This window comes from Ignatzschineria ureiclastica, from assembly GCF_003121845.1.
In the GTDB taxonomy this organism is placed as follows: Bacteria; Pseudomonadota; Gammaproteobacteria; order Cardiobacteriales; family Wohlfahrtiimonadaceae; genus Ignatzschineria; species Ignatzschineria ureiclastica.
The window spans coordinates 197,951-216,431 of the sequence record NZ_QEWQ01000004.1; the positions used below are offsets into that span (position 1 = coordinate 197,951).

The 18,481-nt window shown below is 41.5% G+C and carries 14 protein-coding genes; 9 read left to right on the forward strand and 5 right to left on the reverse strand.

Translation table 11 applies throughout. The annotated features are described in order from the left end of the window. Positions 1–542: 542 nt before the first annotated feature. From DC083_RS06545 to DC083_RS06560, 4 genes are all read right to left on the reverse strand, one after another. Positions 543–1,388 carry a glycine betaine ABC transporter substrate-binding protein gene (locus DC083_RS06545; protein ID WP_109189420.1) on the reverse strand — a complete coding sequence of 282 codons (846 nt, stop codon included), beginning with the start codon at positions 1,386–1,388 and terminating at the stop codon, positions 543–545. A gap of 149 nt (positions 1,389–1,537) precedes the next feature. Beyond that, on the reverse strand, positions 1,538–2,419 hold the full coding sequence (locus tag DC083_RS06550) for an ABC transporter permease (RefSeq protein ID WP_109189421.1): 882 nt from the start codon (positions 2,417–2,419) through the stop codon (positions 1,538–1,540). 2 nt (positions 2,420–2,421) lie between these two features. Continuing rightward, positions 2,422–3,642 (reverse strand): quaternary amine ABC transporter ATP-binding protein, encoded by a 1,221-nt coding sequence (locus DC083_RS06555; protein WP_109189422.1) that lies wholly within the window; start codon positions 3,640–3,642, stop codon positions 2,422–2,424. Between the two features lie 1,237 nt (positions 3,643–4,879). Next, the gene (locus tag DC083_RS06560; RefSeq protein WP_109189423.1) at positions 4,880–5,371 is read right to left on the reverse strand and encodes an acyl-CoA thioesterase; all 492 of its coding nucleotides are present in this window, start codon (positions 5,369–5,371) and stop codon (positions 4,880–4,882) included. 213 nt (positions 5,372–5,584) lie between these two features. Here DC083_RS06560 and DC083_RS06565 point away from each other — a divergent pair, with 213 nt between their 5' ends. From DC083_RS06565 to DC083_RS06590, 6 genes are all read left to right on the forward strand, one after another. Beyond that, a complete protein-coding gene (locus tag DC083_RS06565; protein ID WP_109189424.1) occupies positions 5,585–7,957 on the forward strand; it encodes a UvrD-helicase domain-containing protein in 2,373 nt (790 codons plus the stop codon). Between the two features lie 1,229 nt (positions 7,958–9,186). Further along, the gene (locus tag DC083_RS06570; RefSeq protein WP_109189425.1) at positions 9,187–9,447 is read left to right on the forward strand and encodes a DUF4258 domain-containing protein; all 261 of its coding nucleotides are present in this window, start codon (positions 9,187–9,189) and stop codon (positions 9,445–9,447) included. A gap of 89 nt (positions 9,448–9,536) precedes the next feature. Beyond that, positions 9,537–10,151: a restriction endonuclease subunit S domain-containing protein gene (locus DC083_RS06575; RefSeq protein WP_109189426.1), complete on the forward strand. Its 615-nt coding sequence runs from the start codon at positions 9,537–9,539 to the stop codon at positions 10,149–10,151. Further along, entirely contained in the window at positions 10,141–11,580 is a 1,440-nt protein-coding gene (locus DC083_RS06580) for an N-6 DNA methylase (RefSeq protein WP_109189427.1), read from the forward strand. Before DC083_RS06575 ends, DC083_RS06580 begins: the two co-directional genes overlap by 11 nt. Positions 11,581–11,733: 153 nt before the next feature. Beyond that, positions 11,734–12,252: a YgiW/YdeI family stress tolerance OB fold protein gene (locus DC083_RS06585; RefSeq protein ID WP_157954900.1), complete on the forward strand. Its 519-nt coding sequence runs from the start codon at positions 11,734–11,736 to the stop codon at positions 12,250–12,252. A gap of 613 nt (positions 12,253–12,865) precedes the next feature. Beyond that, entirely contained in the window at positions 12,866–14,215 is a 1,350-nt protein-coding gene (locus DC083_RS06590) for a dicarboxylate/amino acid:cation symporter (protein WP_109189429.1), read from the forward strand. A gap of 304 nt (positions 14,216–14,519) precedes the next feature. Here the strand turns inward: DC083_RS06590 and DC083_RS06595 are convergent, their stop codons facing one another. After that, a complete protein-coding gene (locus tag DC083_RS06595) occupies positions 14,520–15,425 on the reverse strand; it encodes a ribonuclease D (RefSeq protein ID WP_189364557.1) in 906 nt (301 codons plus the stop codon). 329 nt (positions 15,426–15,754) lie between these two features. Between DC083_RS06595 and DC083_RS06600 the strand changes: the two genes are divergently transcribed. The 3 genes from DC083_RS06600 (at position 15,755) to thiE (ending at position 18,454) form a co-directional block, all read left to right on the forward strand. Beyond that, a complete protein-coding gene (locus tag DC083_RS06600; protein ID WP_109189431.1) occupies positions 15,755–16,597 on the forward strand; it encodes a 23S rRNA (adenine(2030)-N(6))-methyltransferase RlmJ in 843 nt (280 codons plus the stop codon). A gap of 138 nt (positions 16,598–16,735) precedes the next feature. Next, on the forward strand, positions 16,736–17,563 hold the full coding sequence (gene thiM, locus DC083_RS06605) for a hydroxyethylthiazole kinase (RefSeq protein WP_109189432.1): 828 nt from the start codon (positions 16,736–16,738) through the stop codon (positions 17,561–17,563). 219 nt (positions 17,564–17,782) lie between these two features. Further along, positions 17,783–18,454, forward strand: a complete 672-nt coding sequence (gene thiE, locus DC083_RS06610) for a thiamine phosphate synthase (protein WP_109189433.1) — start codon at positions 17,783–17,785, stop codon at positions 18,452–18,454. Positions 18,455–18,481: the final 27 nt, after the last annotated feature.

The following is an 18,481-nucleotide window of genomic DNA, read 5'->3' on the forward strand; positions in this document are numbered from 1 at the left end:
ACTAGAATAATCATAACCAAAAACAGTACTTATAGATAATACTATTTAATTATAAAAATTGATATAAGCCAATTTTTATTGAATATTGATATATAAATATATTTAAATCTTATATTGTCTATTGTAAACAGTAGGTTAGGGTTTGTGCTGGTTGAAAATAAAGTGGAAAATAGCTGTTTTTCAGGGGTTTTTATTAAATATGAGTCATTTTTTATTATTAATAGTAAATCCATTAATTACTAATTGTAAAAAATTCAGGGAATCTTAGGGGAATAATAAGAATTATGATGACTATAGGTTCATCGGCAAGACGATCCTATTTTGATAAAAGTGTAGTATTCCTAGCTACAAGGTCAGATATTTAATTCCTCTTGGGAGAACATAACTTGATAGAAATAAAAGAGTTATAAATTCAAGAAGTAGTTTTGATATTCTTTAGATTCAACAAAAAAACGCAAAGGTCATTACAACCTTTGCGTTTTGTTTAACGGTATTTTATACACTTACTGCCTATGGATATTAACCGTTATATAAAATATGTTCTATTGAAACCAAGCGTCGATTTCAGCTTTGTGGAGCTCATAGAATTTTTTCGCGCCTGCTTGCGGGTTGCGGTCATCTTCGCCCACTAAGCGCATTAATTCGTGGAGCTGATCTGAATTGAGTTGGAACTTCTCGAAAAAGGCTGCAACCTCAGGACGATCGGCTTTAAAGTTTTGACGTGAAAGAATACGGATCTCTTCTTTAGGGAAGAGGTTTTTAGGGTCTTCTAATAGTTTAAGATCATAGATATCCCACATATAATGAGGTTTCCAAGCTGTGATGATAATCGGCTCATTTGCTGCAACTGCTCGGCGAAGTTCTGCCATCATTGAGCTTTCTGATGAGGTGATCTGAGTATAATCAAGCGGATATTGCTCAATCGCTTTAATGGTATTGCCGTGAAGACCTGCGCCGGCGCCGATACCATAGATTTTGCCATCAAACATTGCACGATTTTCATTAAGTTCCTCAATAGAATTGATATCGACATAAGTGGGAACGGCTAAACCTGAGCTTGCATCATCGAAGACCACGCCAATTGTCTCTAATTTATCGCCAAAGCGTTTCCAGTAATCCGCGTGAGTATTAGGAAGCCAAGCATCAAGATAGAGATCCGCATCGCCTTTCGCTAATGTCGCATAGAGCGGACCTGGTTCGATCAGGGTTGTTTCTACCGCAATGCCCTTATCGGTTAAGACATACTCTGCAAGATTGGTCATTGCTACGCCCTCAGCCCAGCTGGGATAGAGGATTTTGACAGGTTTTTCGCTGGTATCCGGTGAGCACGCTGCGAGCGTGAAGATTGAAAATGCAGTAATTGCAATTGTTTTAAATAATTTATTCATATTAAATCCTATAGGTTCCTCTAAGCATTGCTTATTTGAAATCGCCGATCTTTCTTATTCAGTAAAGTGTATGGATCTAAAAGACCGGCGGGATAGTGAATAGGGATTCATCTCAAAGATGAAGTGAAGAATAGTGATAAATAGGGATATTACTGTGAAGCTTTATCGGTGTTACCAATCGCTTGGGTAATACGGTCCAGGATAATCGCTAAGATCACGATTGAAAGACCCGCTTCAAAGCCAAGAGCCATATCTGCTTGTTGGATACTGGCATAGACACTTTCCCCTAAACCGCCGGCACCGACCATTGAACAGATCACTACCATTGAGAGCGCTAACATAATGGTTTGATTCACACCGGCAAGAATCGTGGGCATTGCTAATGGAATCTGCACTTTGTAGAGCATCTGTGAATTAGTACAACCAAAGGCTAAAGAGGCTTCGATAATATCTTCTGGCACTTTCTGAATCCCGAGGGTTGTCATACGAACCGCTGGTGGCAGTGAGAAGATCACGGTAGCTAATACGCCGGGAACATCCCCAACCGAGAAGAAGAGAATCGCCGGAATTAAGTAGACGAATGCCGGCATTGTCTGCATAAAGTCAAGAATAGGGCGCACAACCGCATCTGTTTTTGGACTTTTCGCACAGATAATTCCAAGCGGAATACCGATAATAAGAATGATAATGGTAGAGACCAAGACTAATACTAATGTATCGATTAATTGTCCCCAGAATCCCATTGCATAAATTAAGAGTAGTCCAATAATGACAAAGATGGGAAGCCCGAAGCTCTTCTTATAATGCTTCACATTCTCTTTAAAACCGCGAATGCCGGTCATAGCGAAAAATGCAAGTAGCGTAATAATTGCAATCATTACAAAAGGTGGGATTGCACCGAGCGCTATTTGTAAGGATTTAACAGAGTTTCCAATGATCAGTGTAACTTGTTCGAAGAATGGGCGACCGACTGTTGAGAGCCAATCGACAAATTGTTCGACATATTTTCCAATTTCTAAATTTGTCCCCATTATTAAGCCTCCGCTTCTGTTGTTGCTTGAAGATCATTATTTTCATCCACTGCCATCATCTCAACGACTCTGGTATAACGTAGATATCCTAAGGGGCGATTTTGCCCATCTACAACCGCTAATGGATAAGTATGACCGGCAAAGAAAGGTAATGATTCAAGCACAGGTGTATCTTGATTAATCGTTGGGATCTCAATCAGATGACTCGGATCGATCAGTTCAATTTTTTCTCGAACTAAGCGACGCGCCATATTTAGGCGCAGATAACCTAAGAAGACATTGTTACGCGCAACGACAGGTAAGAAATCGTGATTATGACGTTCCATCCGGCGAACAGCGCGTGCGGGACCATCTTTTTCGATATGAAGTCGTTCGGTAAATGGTTTCATCAAGCTCGATGCGGTAATCACTTTGGTAGAATCCACATCATTGATAAATGAGCGAACATAATCATTTGCAGGATTTAAGAGAATATTCTCGGCACTATCTTGCTGTACAATCACACCATCTTTCATAATAGCAATGGTATCGCCAAGTTTAAGTGCTTCATCAAGATCGTGGGTAATAAAAACGATCGTCTTTTTGAGCTTCTCTTGAATCTCAATGAGTTCATCTTGCATCTGTGAGCGGATAATCGGATCGAGCGCACTGAATGATTCATCCATTAATAGAATTTCAGAATCATTGGCTAATGCTCTTGCAATCCCAACACGCTGTTGCATACCGCCACTCAATTGATGGGGATAGGAATCTTCATAACCTTTTAAACCGACCATCTCTAAAACTTCAGCCGCTTTTTGTCGGCGAGCCTCAACGGGTATCTTTTTGATCTCAAGACCAAAAGCCACATTATCGATAATGGTTTTATGGGGTAAGAGCGCAAAATGTTGAAAGACCATTCCGATCTTATCTCGGCGTACTTCAATCAGCTCTTTTTTAGAGATTTTAGTAATGTCTGTGCCGAGGATATTGACTGAGCCCTCGGTTGGGACATTTAACATATTTAAACAGCGAAGTAGGGAGGACTTTCCGCTACCAGAGAGACCAATGACAACAAAGATTTCCCCTTGCTTGATCTCAAAGTTTGCTTTATTCACAGCAATCACTGCTTTTGTTTTGGCAAGGATCTCTTCTTTCGAAGCGCCTTGATTGAGCATTGCAGCCGCTTGTTTTTTATTGGCCCCGTAAATCAAGGACAGATTTTTAACACTAACTACAGCCATAAATTATTAGTTTTCCTTTTCTTTAGGACGAGTGAATCTCGACCTCTATAAGAGAGTTGTTACGTAATAAATTTTTTTCAGGCAGATAACCTCAAGGGTTTTAAGTGAGGGGAAAAGTTAGGGAAAAATGAACGAATCATTAACTTAAAAACCTAAATCTTTTCAAATTGATCACTACCATTTGGCGGTCTAGGCAAGTGTGAAAAATCGTACTTCGAAGAATCTTGAAACAGGATTTGGCCTAGACCTTTTTGATTATACGGAAAGCGAAATCGATTGCAATTGCTTGAATTGTCACAATATTGTCACTTGACAAGCATTTTTGGAAAATGGATTTTCTTTGAGATCGATTATTATTTCTATGATAACGCAAAGATCAAAATTGGTTATTTAAAGTGAAATATTGTTGCTTTTTAACGCTAAAACTTGAATAAAATTTATGCAAAATTTCTGATATTGGGTACTTGATCCTTGAAGAAAGTTGAAATTTTAAGGGGAATTTTTAGAGAAAAATTTAAGGGTGTCGACATTAAAAGCCGCCAAAACAGCCGGCGCAGGATCGTGAGAAGAGCAGGATCATTTCTCCGGCGATGCGGTAGATCTTCTTATGAATAAATAAGAGCTGATTCAGTGCGGGATAGAAAGATCGAGAAGCTAGAAAAATCACGCGCCCGCAGTTGAGTAATTTGAAATCTCTCGGCAATGAGAAATGCCCAATCTGCTGGCACGGGATTGCGAGAAGAGCAGGATCATTCCTCCGGCGGTGCGGTAGGTCTTCTTATGAATAAATAAGAGCTAATTCAGTGCGGGATAGAAAGATCGAGAAACCAGAAAAATCACGCGCCCGCAGTTGAGTGATTTGAAATCTCTCGGTAATGAGAAATGCTCAATCTGCCGGCGCAGGATCGTGAGAAGAGCGGGATCATTTCCCCGGCGGTGAGGTAGGTCTTCTTATGAATAAATAAGAGCTGATTCAGTGCGGGATAGAGAGATCGAGAAGCTAGAAAAATCACGCGCCCGCAGTTGAGTGATTTGAAATCTCTCGACAATGAGAAATGTTGAACTTGCCGGCGCAGGATCGTGAGAAGAGCGGGATCATTCGCTCCGGCGGTGAGGTAGGTCTTCTTATGCCATATTTTTATTAGCAATGATGAATACAGAAATAAAAAAGAGAGTAACCTGAGGTTACTCTCTGATTCGATTCTATTTAAAATAGTTGGTGCAGTGAATGGAGGAATTAATCCTCATCTTCATCTTTGATCTGCGCTTTATCGAAAGCTAGACGAGAGTTGAGGCGAAGCACTGCATTATCGAAACGACGTTGATCGGTGCGGTTACGAATTTCGAGTTTTGGCACCGGCGTGGGTTTACCGTTGTCATTGATTGCAACCATTGTGAAGTAACAGCTATTAGTATGACGGACTTCACGGGTTTTGATGTTTTTCGCTTCTACGCGTACGCCGATTTCCATAGAGGTGCGGCCGACATAGTTTACATTTGCGTGGAAGGTCACGAGTTCTTGTACATAAATCGGTTGTTTAAAAACCACTTTATCCACTGAGAGCGTTACAACATAAGTTCCTGCATATTGACTAGCACAAGCATAAGCCACTTGATCGAGTAATTTGAGGATATTCCCCCCGTGGATATTTCCTGAAAAGTTGACCATATCAGGGGTCATCAGCACAGTCATACTTAATTCACGAGTGGGTTTTTTGGTATCAATCATTTTTTCTATCTCATCTGACAACAATAAAAGGTATAATCGGACACTTATTATATAGTGGCTTCATAGAGAATGGTACCGCATAACAGGTTACTTTTTTTATCAAAGCCATTTACTTTATGAATTAGCAGTAAAAATAGTTTATAAGATAGTGAAAATTAGTAGTAATTTTGTAGTAAACAATCAATCCCTAATGGTGAAAATTTTTGGCGCGTAATGAGTTATTTAGAGCAATTAAATGAAAATCAATATGAAGCGGTGACAGCACCGTTAGGTCCTGTTCGAGTATTAGCCGGCGCAGGTTCTGGTAAAACACGAGTATTGATCTCGCGGATTACTTGGCTTATTGAAACAGGGCAAGCGGAACCACACGGCATTCTAGCGGTGACCTTTACCAATAAGGCCGCTTTTGAGATGCGCTCTCGTCTTGAGAGTACGTTAAAACTCTCGATTCGAGGAATGTGGATTGGGACTTTCCATTCGCTCTGTCATCGAATGTTACGGGCTCATTACCGGGAAGCGGGGCTCATTGAGAATTTTCAAATTATGGATAGTGATGATCAGCTTCGTCTCTGCCGGCGGATTGTGCGGGCGAAAGAGATGGATGAGAAGCTCTATCCCCCGAAATTACTCGCTTCCTTTATTAATGGCAATAAAGAGGAAGGTCGCCGAGCTGAGCATTTAGAAGCTTATGGCGATTATATGACGCAAAACCTTATTATGCTTTATCAAGAGTATCAAAATATCTGTAATCAATCGGGATTGGTGGATTTTGCGGAGATTCTACTTCGGACTGTGGAGTTATTGCGGAGTAATGCGCCGCTCTTGAAGCATTATCAATCTCGCTTTAAATTTATCCTTGTGGATGAGTTTCAGGATACTAATAGCGTGCAATATGCCTGGCTTCAGCTCTTATCAGGGCAATATCGTAATCTCTTTGTGGTGGGGGATGATGATCAATCTATTTATGGTTGGCGTGGGGCAAAAATCGAGAATATTCTTCATTTTGATCGCGATTTCCCTGATGTCACAACGGTACGTTTAGAGCAGAATTATCGTTCCACTAAAGCGATTCTTTCGGCGGCTAATGCAGTGATTGCCAAAAATACCCAACGCCTTGATAAAGCGCTCTGGACAGAGAATGAGTCTGCCGAACTGATTACAGTTTATCGCGGTTTAGATGGGCACGATGAAGCACGCTATGTCATTGAAACGATCAAAGAGCGCATTAAAGAGGGGTATCGCAAATCGGATATGGCGATTCTCTATCGGTCAAATGCGCAATCTCGTTTATTTGAAGAGTTCTTGCTAAGAGCACAGATTCCTTATCGCGTCTACGGTGGTTTACGCTTCTTTGATCGGGCTGAGATTAAAGATGTGATGGCTTATCTTCGTATGGTGAATAATCCTCACGATGATGTATCACTCGAGCGAAGTATGACAACACCGCCGAAAGGTATTGGGCCGGCGACAATGGAGCAATTGCGGGAATATGCCACAACGCATCGCTTATCGCTTTGGGATTCGTTGCAATATCTATTAGAGAGTCAAACGCTGACCACGCGCGTTCATAATGTTCTGCTGGCTTATTATGAGCAGATTACAGATTTGATGCGGCAAGTGGAGGTGATGGCTTTAGATCAATTCTTCAATTATGTGATTGAGCGCAGTAATCTGAAAGCGCATTACAAAAAAGAGCCACTCAATCGAGGTGAGGATCGCATTGATAACTTAAATGAGTTGGTATCTGCCGCAAGCTACTATATGACGGAAGATCAGCAAGCATTAGCCTTTGAAGAGCGTTTAGAGCGACAATTTGATGCCGAATTGATGGAGAGTGCAGGTCTTGCACCTTTAGATATTGAAGAGAATGAAGCGGTTGCCGAAGCGTTAGAACTAGGTACTTTAGATCTATTAACGGAAAATGCAGAGGAAAAAACGATTACGATGACCGTAGTCGATGATGAGGCTGAAGTAAATAGCCGTTCTACAAAAGAGATGTTAGAAGCTTTTATGGGGCAAACAGCACTTGATTCGAGTGATACTCAAGCGAGCGCCGATGAGGATAGTGTGCAATTAATGACGCTTCACGCCTCGAAAGGATTAGAGTTCCCGATTGTCTTTTTAGTGGGAATGGAAGATGGATTATTCCCAAGCGATCCGGCGATTATGGATAGTACTCGTTTAGAGGAAGAGCGCCGACTAGCCTATGTAGGCATTACTCGTGCAGAGAAGCATCTCTATCTCTTAGGTGTTGAACAGCGGATGCTTTATGGTAAAACGATGAAGATGTCCACTTCTCGTTTCTTACGGGATATCCCGGAAAATCTGCTGAATGTGATTGGCCCTGCGGTTTCAATGAAGCCATTTGGAATGCAATCCAATTCATTGAATTCAGGTTCCGGCACTACCGTAGATTCAGAGATGGGGGATTATCAAGTAGGGCAATCGGTTACGCATCCGAAATTTGGAGAAGGCGTCATTATGGGCTTCGAAGGCGTGGGCGCAAGTACAAGAGTGATCGTCCAATTCGCCGAGGCCGGCCGAAAGGTACTCGTTTTAGGCTATGCGCGTCTGACAGTGATTTAATTGTTCTTAGTATACTTCGCCGGCATTTTAGATGCCACAACTGCCGGCGCACGATTGCAATAAGAGCGGAATCATTCTCCCCGGCGATGAGATTGCTTTTCTTATATCATCAAAGATAGTGTTTATTTTTCTTATATGGGAAAGTTGTCTAAAATTTGTCATTCTAATCAAAGCTGATTCCCAGCGGGAGGGAATGTCTCTAAGACCAGACAGATCCCGCGCCCGCAGTTGAGAGGCTTAAAGCCTTTCGATCAAGTACCAATTGATTCTCAAGATCGCTAATCCTTACTTTCTCAGCAATGAAATTACCACAACTGCCGGCGCACGATTGCGATAAGAACGGGATCATTCACCCCGGCGATGAGATAAATTATCTTATGAGTGATTGTATTTGTATGTTAAGCTTATGACGCATAAAGACCATTATATTTCTCTTGGTCTATAAATATGAGGGAACTGAGCGGCACCTGGATAAGGTCAAGCAGTAAGTGCTAAGTATTATCCTGTTAGGCATCAGCTAACATTTATATTAAAAGCCCGGTGATATCTTCGCTGGGCTTTATTTTTATGAGTTGTAATCGCTGATTTAATTAAAAAATTAAGTCGCTAAAAGGGAAAGAATAAGGGCTTTTGGCATTGAGAAACGCCACAATTGCCGGCGCACGATTGCAATAAGAACAGGATCATTCACCCCGGCGATGGGATAACTTATATTAGAAATTCCAAACTTTTCTTTCTTCCATAAAAAAACTGATTTCAACGAGTGCTGAAATCAGTGAAAACTACAAGCTTTTATAAAATTACAGAGGGAATGGAATTACTATAATGTTTAAAAGCTTGTTGCTAGGGAATGAACTTAGTCTAACAGGCTTCTCTCTCTTCATCTTGATATAGAACAAGATTCTACATATTTACTACATAAATAATCATCATAAGCTTCTCTTCAATCCTTTTGAGCTATAAAAATGTGCCTTTTGGCTACTACATAGAATCGGGTGTTGAATAAAAATAGATTGTTCATTCATCTTTTGTCGATGTGAGTGGCGATCTTCTATCCTCTCTTTTTCTCAAATATCATTTCAAAGAAAAAGTAAAATAGTTATTGAATAACTATTTGCAATTTACTTGTGAATGGTTTAATATCCTTTTTATCGAAAGTATTTAATAGTTATCTGATAACTATTTTTGAATAGAAGAAAAAATTTTAAATGGTAAGGGAGGAAGAGAGGATGCAATTATCACGACATATTGATCAGAGAATGAATCAACGGGGCATTACTAAAGAGATGGTTGAGCTCACATTAGAATATGGTGAAATCGAGAACGATCGCTGGGTGCTCAATCGCAAACGGGTTGAGACGATGATTGAATTGCTTGAGAAACAGCTTCGCACCGCTCGTAAGTTGCGGGATAAAGGGGGGATTGTGGTAGTTGCGGAAGATAATACGCTTGTCACAACATACGATTATGATAGTAAAGATCGGTATTAATTCCTACTCATCGATTATTCATAATCTCATATCAATGGTGTTATGATGATTCAATTCAATCATTATCAAATAACGATTTTGAGGTAGCAATGAAACTAAAAGAGGTTGCAGAGGTGTCATCCGCAGGGGTGATTAAGTATGAGGAGATTCAGGTAGCGCCTTTGACGCAGGAGGCGATTTTGTTAAGTGGGTCGAATTTGCTCGAGCTTGGGTATCTTTCATTGATTAAAGATGGAGAGAATGCCAATTTGCGTAAGGTCTATGTGGAGCCGGCGATTTTTGAGGCGAAGCGTTTAGAGGCAGGTGATGTGATCTTTATGTCGCGCGGTGCGAGCTTTCGGGCGACGATTGTACAGGCGCACGATGCGGAATTGAATCTGATTCCGTCCCCTAATTTTACTGTGATTAAGGCGAATAATATGAAGATCTTACCGGAAGTGGTGGTGTCGTTCCTCAATAGCCCTGTGGGACAAGCGAAGTTAGAAGGGCTTGCGGTGGGGACGGCGATTCGTAATGTGCCGGTGGGGAAATTGCGTTCTTTAGAGTTGACGCTTCCAAGCCTTGAGGAGCAGAAACAGTTACAGCGCCTGTTCTATAAAAATATTGAAGTGCTTGAGGCAATGTCGGCACTCTATCGTCAGCAAAATGCCACTTTTCAATCGGTTGTGAATAATATGATGGGGGAGGAGATCGATGAGTCGTAAGATGGAAACTGTGCAATCGGATGCGCTTAAATCAGAGGCGATCCTCTTCGGGCTAATCTCAGAATTTCGGGGTACTGTGCCGATCGAAGATGCGACAGAGATTATTATGAGTTCAGCTTATCTCTTCTGGCAAGATCCCGATCAAGCTATTGATGCGCTTGAATCGGGGGAGAAGCGGTTACAAAGCTACCTCTTTGAAGCGTGTCAAACGCTCTGTAAAGAACGGCGATTACCATTAAAAGCAGAGTATTACCGGCAAATTCCTTGTAGCGGTTTGATCGAAAGCTATCGGCAGATCTATCAGCAATGTGATGCTAATCGTTTGAACTTCGCGCACTTTGTGGCGGAGGGGATCTATACTGGCGTAACGATTGAGAATCGCCGGCATTCTGGTGATTTAGATAGTAGCTCTATTCCCTATTTGATGCGTAGTATCGCGCGCCTCTATCCTCATCAAAAGGTCTATGATGGCGTTTGTGGCTTTGGGCGCTTGCTCTATCTGCTCAATCCCCCAAGTTTTATCGCGCGGGATATTGTGCCGATCAATGTGGCGTTAACGCAGTTACTCTTTGAGATGTTGGCCCGTAAAGGATGCTTCCTGGTGGGTGATACTTTGATGGGTGCAGATAGTGTAAATCAAGCCACCGATCAATCGGTAGAGAACGCCTCACAACAAGAAGCAGAACAAGAAGTACCGGAGGAGTCAGCGCCGGTAAGGGAAACGATCGTAGAACCGCTTGGCATAGATATGGTGATTTCTCAACCGCCTTTAGGGATTCAGATTGATTCAAAACTATTAACGGCATTAGCAAAAGTCCCTTATCTCTTAATAGATGATCCGATCTCTTCGCGGGCGAGTGATAGCCTTTGGATTCAAGAAGCGCTCTATCAAACTCACGAAAGCGGGCGGGTGATTTTGCATATTGCACCGGGCTGGAGCTATCGAGCGGGTTATGATTTGGCACTTCGTAAAGAGCTATTGGAACGCAATTGGGTTGAAGCGCTGATCTATCTGCCGGGGAGTATGATGAGTTATACCGGCATTGAGAGTAATATTCTCATTCTTAATCGCGCTAAAAAGGTCAATACGATCCGTTTAATTGATGGCCGATCTCTTGGGTTTATAAGCTCGAAAAAACGCTATCGAATCTTCTCAGAAGCGGATATTAAGCAGATCACAACGCGACTTCAAGCCTCGGATTTATCCGAGGTGCAAGCATCCGATACGAATAGCAATTTCGCGCTCGATATCCCATTAAGTGAGATTCGGAAAAAGAATTATGATCTCAGTGCCACACACTACTTCTCAAAAATAGAGCGACTGGAGCTTACGAGCATTGCCGAGGAGAAGCGGAAACTCTTGCAATTGAGCGATCAGTGTCAAAAATTGCAGGCGGAGTTTCAGGCGCTCGTAGAGGAGATTGAGTAGATTTCTAAGATTTTAGATGAGGATATGGGAAATTATCTTGATGATCTAGTAAATCAACTATTTGATAATTTCTCTTTGTTAAGCACATCTTAAGATTCAATTGCTTTAATGGCAATATCAAATAAGTATCGAAGTTGTCAGGAGGGAATGCAAATGGAACGGCAGATGGATTGGCAAATCACTGAGGGTGAATCTAGTTGTATAGATAAAACCGCTATGATGAATCAACAGACGAACCAGCGGGTAAAAATGGGAGTTAAAACCTTTTTTACAGTGATTGCTGGCGTAATCTTCAGTTTAGCGCTAAATGCGATTTCAGAGCCTGTATGGGCAATGGAAGGGCACGATCTTCCTACAGATAGTAATCCGGAAGAGGAGATCGCGATTAACTTCGATATTCGACAAAATAATGGCGCGACATTGGTGGAAGATGCGCTCTATCTTGATGATGAGATGCGGGTGACTTTACAGGGTCAAATTGTTGAGCAGATAGGTAAAGATCGTTATCGCTTCAAAGATAGTTCGGGAGAGATGGTTTTAGAGATCGAAGGGGATGAGTGGTATGGGATTGAAGTCACGCCAGAAGATACGATTTTAGTACAAGGAGAGATTGAGCGTTCAGGCTTTCAACCTGCCACACTCGATGTGGATTTTTTACTTAAATTAGAATGATAAGATCGGATTTGATAGCTTAAGAAGAGAAGAATAGGTGTCGTTTTTTTGTAGTATTCAAATTTAACTCTATTCTTTTTTCACTAAAGGTATAACTAAAAGTTATTAATTTTGAGCGATCATTGTTGAGAAATAATCGTAAGTTAACAGAGATAAACTACCCCTTTTTACTCGAAAAATAGTTGTGGAAAAAGTGCGCATTGGGCGCATTTTTTTTGGGCAAAATATTGAATCCTACGATAATGATTGATGATCGAAAAAGTTGTTAGATGAGAGCAGAGAAAGAGATAATATTCTATTATTTCAATAGTTTTTTGGTTATAGCGCATTGTGATCGTGATTCAATTCAATTATTCAATTTTTGTAGTATTGTTGTAATTCTCCGTAACCTTTAAATTTCTTTACATAAAAAACGGCAAGATAAAAAATAATCGCTTCAGAGTGAGTGCATTTTATCTCTACAATTCGGAATATTTTGGTGGATATTTCAATTTTTTGTTAGATAATGACCGCTTTTTCGAAGTCGAAGTAATCCAATAATTATTATTAAAGAATCTCCCCTCAATGGAGTCTTGGGAGGGAGAACTCGATTGCCTTTGAGGAGTTTAAGTTTATGAGTTCTACATCGATAGAAACACCTAATAATCTACCGCCGGATATGCCGAAAGTGAAGAAAACGAAAATCTATCAAATTCTCTATGTACAGGTGATTTTTGCCATTGTTGTGGGGATTTTGTTAGGGCATTTTGCGCCGGATATTGGTCAAAAGATGCAACCACTCGGCGATGCTTTTATTAAGCTCGTGAAGATGATTATTGCGCCTGTGATCTTTATTACTGTATCGACCGGTATCGGCGGTATGAATAATATGAAAACCGTGGGGCGCGTGACCGGGAAAGCGATGATCTACTTCCTCACGTTCTCAACAATTGCGCTCTTTGTCGGGATGCTCATCGCGAATGTGGTGCAACCTGGTGCGGGGATGAATATCGATCCTGCCTCGCTCTCAAATAATGCCGATGCTGTCGCCGGTTATGTAGAGAAAGCGCAAGATAGTTCGATGGTGGCTTTCTTTATGAACATCCTGCCGACAACATTGGTGAGCCCATTAGTAGGCGGTAATATCCTGCAAGTGCTCTTTGTTGCTGTGCTATTCGGGATTGCGCTGGCAAGTATTGGTGAAAAAGGTGAACCAATTGTCACATTCCTGAATCAATTAGCAGAGCCTATTTTCAAAATCGTATCGATGTTGATGAAATTTGCACCGATTGGGGCATTCGGGGCGATGGCATTTACCATTGGTCGTTACGGGATTGAGTCAGTATCGAATTTGGCACTTTTAGTCATTACTTTCTATGTCACATCAATTCTGTTTGTTGTGATAGTCCTCGGCTTAGTGGCGCGTTATAACAAATTCTCAATTTTGAAATTAATGCGTTATATCAAAGAAGAATTACTATTAGTATTAGGTACAAGTTCTTCAGAAGCGGCGCTTCCTACTTTGATGCAGAAGATGGAGAAAGCAGGTTGTGATAAATCTGTGGTGGGACTTGTGATTCCAACAGGTTACTCGTTTAACCTTGATGGGACCAATATCTATATGACGATGGCGGCGCTCTTTATTGCGCAAGCGTGTGGTATTCACTTGAGCTTTGGAGAGCAGTTACTGCTGCTTCTTGTGGCAATGTTGAGTTCAAAAGGGGCCGCGGGTGTAACAGGTGCCGGCTTTATTACCTTAGCAGCAACGCTCTCAGTCGTACCGTCAGTGCCGATCGAAGGGATGGCGCTTATTTTAGGAATCGACCGCTTTATGTCTGAGTGTCGTGCCTTGACGAACCTTGCCGGTAACGCTTGTGCCACAATCGTGGTTGCCCGTTGGGATAACGCATTAGATGAAGAGCAGTTACAAAGAGCTTTAGATGGTAAAATTAGTGAAGATGAAGCATTAAAAACTGTACTTTAGTCGGATCGTGTCAGGATAGATATATCGACAACGATTAAAATTCAGACTAAAGAAGATATAGTAAGATCGGTTCAAAAGAAGCTGATTGAAATGCCGGCGCATCAGCTGTAATAAGTACGGAAGCCGTTCTATCCGGCATCTTGCAAGTGTTGGTAAGTCAGGTTTTATACTTTCTTAAACCAAATTTACTATAAAAGAAAACCGTATTAGGATCGATTCAATCGGCACTAATACGGTTTTTGGTTGTAGAGGAGATGACTTTCGTAGAGATCTCTCGGTGAATCAAGATTCTATTCTTTCTCTTCTATTCTTCCTCATCACCCTCATCATCATCGAGTAAAGCGGGCTGTTGTTTCCAAAAGTTTTCAATGGTCCGAATTACTTGATTCTGTGTTACTTCAGGATACGAGGTGACGGCATAGTCTGTGTAGAGTTTGTGATTTTTCTGAGAATAGCTCTCGGCTAAGTGAATAAGAATGTCATCTTTGATAACCCAACGTTTTGGAATATCTTGCTGAATCGCCACTAATTCCCGCATTTTAGCAAGCGATTTGAGAAGCTGCTTTTTAGAACCCCGTAATCGCTGTGAGCCTTTGACCTTTTTCCAAGCCATTTCTGGATTCGGTTCATAGCGAGCGCGTTCGGTCAGCGGAATAAAGTGGTTTTTCAGCGTATCCTGCTGGCCATTAGCCGCAATTTCTGCCACTAATTTATGGTAAGTAGGAATAAGATAATGTACATCATCATAGGCATATTTAAGCTGTTCGCTCGAAAGCGGACGCAGATCCCACTGTGTTCGTGTTTGATCTCGAGTAAGATTTACATCGCAATAGTGTAGAACAAGATCGTGATAGCTGATGCCGACCTTTTTATTAAGGGTAATTTGTGCCGCTGTTTGAGTATCAAAGACGGGCGTTACTAAGATGCCGAGCGCGTGGACAATCGCTTCGAGATCTTGGCTTGCAGAGTGGATAATTTTAGTAATGTGAGGCGCAGTTAAGAGCGCATTGAGCGCCGTAAAATCCTTGATAGCTAAAGGATCAATACAAACCGCTTCCTGATCGGTGGCAAGTTGAATCAAGCAGAGCTTAGGGAAGTAGGTTTTCACACGTAGAAATTCTGTGTCGAGCGCTAAGAGCGTAATCTCTTCTAGTTGGATATTACACCACTGATCGAGCGCTTCTTGTGTATCTATATAATGATCTTTCATAAATCTTCTACTATCCCGCGTCATTTTAACAATGTTTCATTATACGTTTTTTCTCTAATCATAACGGGGAAATCGAAGAGAAATTAGGCAAAAGCGAGAGCTTGATCTAAAAATGGTTGATAAGATCTAAATAGGTTGAGTATTTTCAGAATGAATCATTGAGAATCTGGCAAACAATCCCGCTGTAATTTCGTTATAATGACCCAATATTTTGAGCGGCACTGCTTAAAGTGTGCTTAGTTAGGATCTATTTTAAGATCTATTTGCAAAGTTATTATAAATAATCATTGTTATGTGGTTTTCGCCACTGATCAGGAAATTGATATTACATGTTAAGTTATCGTCACAGCTTTCACGCCGGCAATCATGCGGATGTTCTCAAACATACCGTTCAGAGTTTGATTATTGAATCATTAACAGAGAAAGAGAAAGCGTTTCTCTATTTAGATACTCATTCCGGTGCGGGACGGTATCAATTAACGAGTGCTGAATCGGAGAAGACCGGGGAATATCTTGAAGGTATTGCGAGAATATGGGCCGCTTCAGAACGCCCGGAAATTTTAGCGCCTTATTTAGAGATCGTTGAGAAACTTAATCCCGATGGTGAATTGCGCTATTATCCCGGTTCTCCACTATTAGCAAAAGAATTATTGAGATCCCAAGATCAATTGATTATGACAGAACTTCATCCGAGTGATTATCCGCGATTAGTCGAGGAATTTGCCCGAGATCGCCGAGCAGAAGTCTTGAAAGAAGATGGATTTCAACAACTAAAATCCAAATTACCGCCGGTAAGTCGCCGAGGATTTGTATTAATCGACCCCCCATATGAATTAAAAACGGATTATGAAGCGGTGGTATCGGGTATTGTTGACGGTTATAAACGCTTTGCAACAGGGGTTTATGCGATTTGGTATCCTGTTGTCTCTCGTACGCAGATCAATAAGATGGTAGAAGCGCTGCGAGAAACGGGGATTCGTAAAATTCTACAGATTGAATTAGGAGTACAACCCGATAGTGAAGAGCGGGGAATGACTGCTTCCGGAATGATTGTGATCAATCCGCCTTGGAAGTTAGAAGCGCAGATGCAAGCTATTATGCCTTGGCTCTATCAAACGCTCGTCCCCGATCATCAAGGACATACATTGATCGAATGGATTACCCCGGAGTAGAGTGATCTCTTTGGTGAAGCGTTAGCACAGATTGGAAGTAAAATTTTAAGGCTTGGATGAAAGACCGAACGACAGATTGAACGGAAGGTTGAAATAAAAGCCGAATGAAAGCCGAATGAAAGAATCAAAGGAGTTTGAATGTTAATCCCATTTTCAGCGATGAATGCCGTTCCTTATTGGTTAATGTATCAGGAAAAATCGCCACTTGTGCATTGTATGACCAATCACGTGGTACAAAATTTTACAGCGAACGTATTACTAGCTACCGGCGGTAGTCCGGCGATGGTGCCTAGTATTGAGGAGTGTGGGGATTTTACTACGATTGCAAGTGCATTATTGATTAATGTTGGAACAATTACAGCGCCCACAGCCGAAGCGATGTTAGCGTCTGCAAAAGTGGCGTATGAAACCGGTACTCCTTGGGTGCTCGATCCTGTGGCTATTGGACCGGCGCTCTATTATCGCACGGAGATTGTTGCGCAATTATTGCAATATAAGCCGACCGTTATTCGCGGTAACGTTGCTGAGATCAAAACCCTTGCCGGAGAAGTAGCACAATCGAAAGGGGTAGATTCTCAAGAAGATTTTAGGGAGGCCGTAATCTATGCCGAGCAGGTGGCTAGAGAATTCAATACTGTCGTAGCGATGACAGGCCGTCACGATATTATTACCGATGGTCAGAAGAGTTATGAAGTGAGTATTGGTACAAAACAATTAACGAAAGTCACAGGAACCGGCTGTTCACTATCGGCCTTAGTGGCAGGATTAATTGGTGCCTCACAAGATGTGGTGGAAGCTGCGGCAACGGCTTGTTATGTGGTCTCGTTAGCGGGAATGCGTGCTGCAGAAAAAAGCGAGGGAATGGGGTCTTTTGCTGTTAGTTATTTGGATGAACTCTCTTTCATTAATGCTGATTCGCTTTTTGCATTAGCACAAGCGGAAGAGGAGAAAACAGAAGTACTATAAATCTGAAGAGATAGGATCTGTTGGTGATTGTGGAGAGATTTGATTCTATTGAAGATAATCAGAATAAACTATTTTTAAATCTGAAATAACCTCAAATAAGTTGACCTTTTACGGTAACTCTGTTTTAACACAAGTATGCCGTTAAAAATAAGGGCATTTATAAGCAGTCCTCAAAAATTCATAATAAATAATAAATCAATATCTCAAAGGAGTTTCATTATGGCAGGATTTCATCAATGGTTAGATCGCCGGGCGATATTTGATCTATCGCTCTATTTAGTATTAGATCCTCAAATGTGTGGAGGCCTCGATAAGATGGTAGAGACCGTCAAAGAGGCTGTCGCAAATGGTGTGACATTTGTTCAATTACGTTCAGAAGCTGAGATTGATAAAGGCTTATGGTATAAAGCGGCGGTGGTACTCAAGCCGATCTTAAAAGCCCATAATATTCCTTTTGTCATTAATGATCATGTCGACGTCGCTTTAGCGGTGGATGCCGATGGTGTTCACATTGGGCAGAAAGATCTACCGGCGACCGTTGTCCGTAAATTATTAGGGGAGGAGAAAATTATTGGCCTCTCTGTCGGATCGGTTGAAGAATTAAAAGCAGTGAATTTTACTGTGGTGGATTATGTGGGCGTTGGCCCCGTTTTTGCCACGACAACGAAGAAAGATGCCCGTCCAGCATTAGGGCTTGATGGTTTGAAAGCGATTGTCAAAGCGCACGCTTGTAAGAAGGTGGCTATTGGTGGTATTAATGCTTCTAATGCAGAATCGGTGATGAGTACCGGTGTTGATGGTATTGCAGTGGTTTCGGCTATTTGTGGGCAAGAGGATGTCGCTGATGCAACAACTTTACTCTCGACAATCGTGACAGCAGAACAAGAATAGTAGAAGACAACGGAAGAAACTTGATAG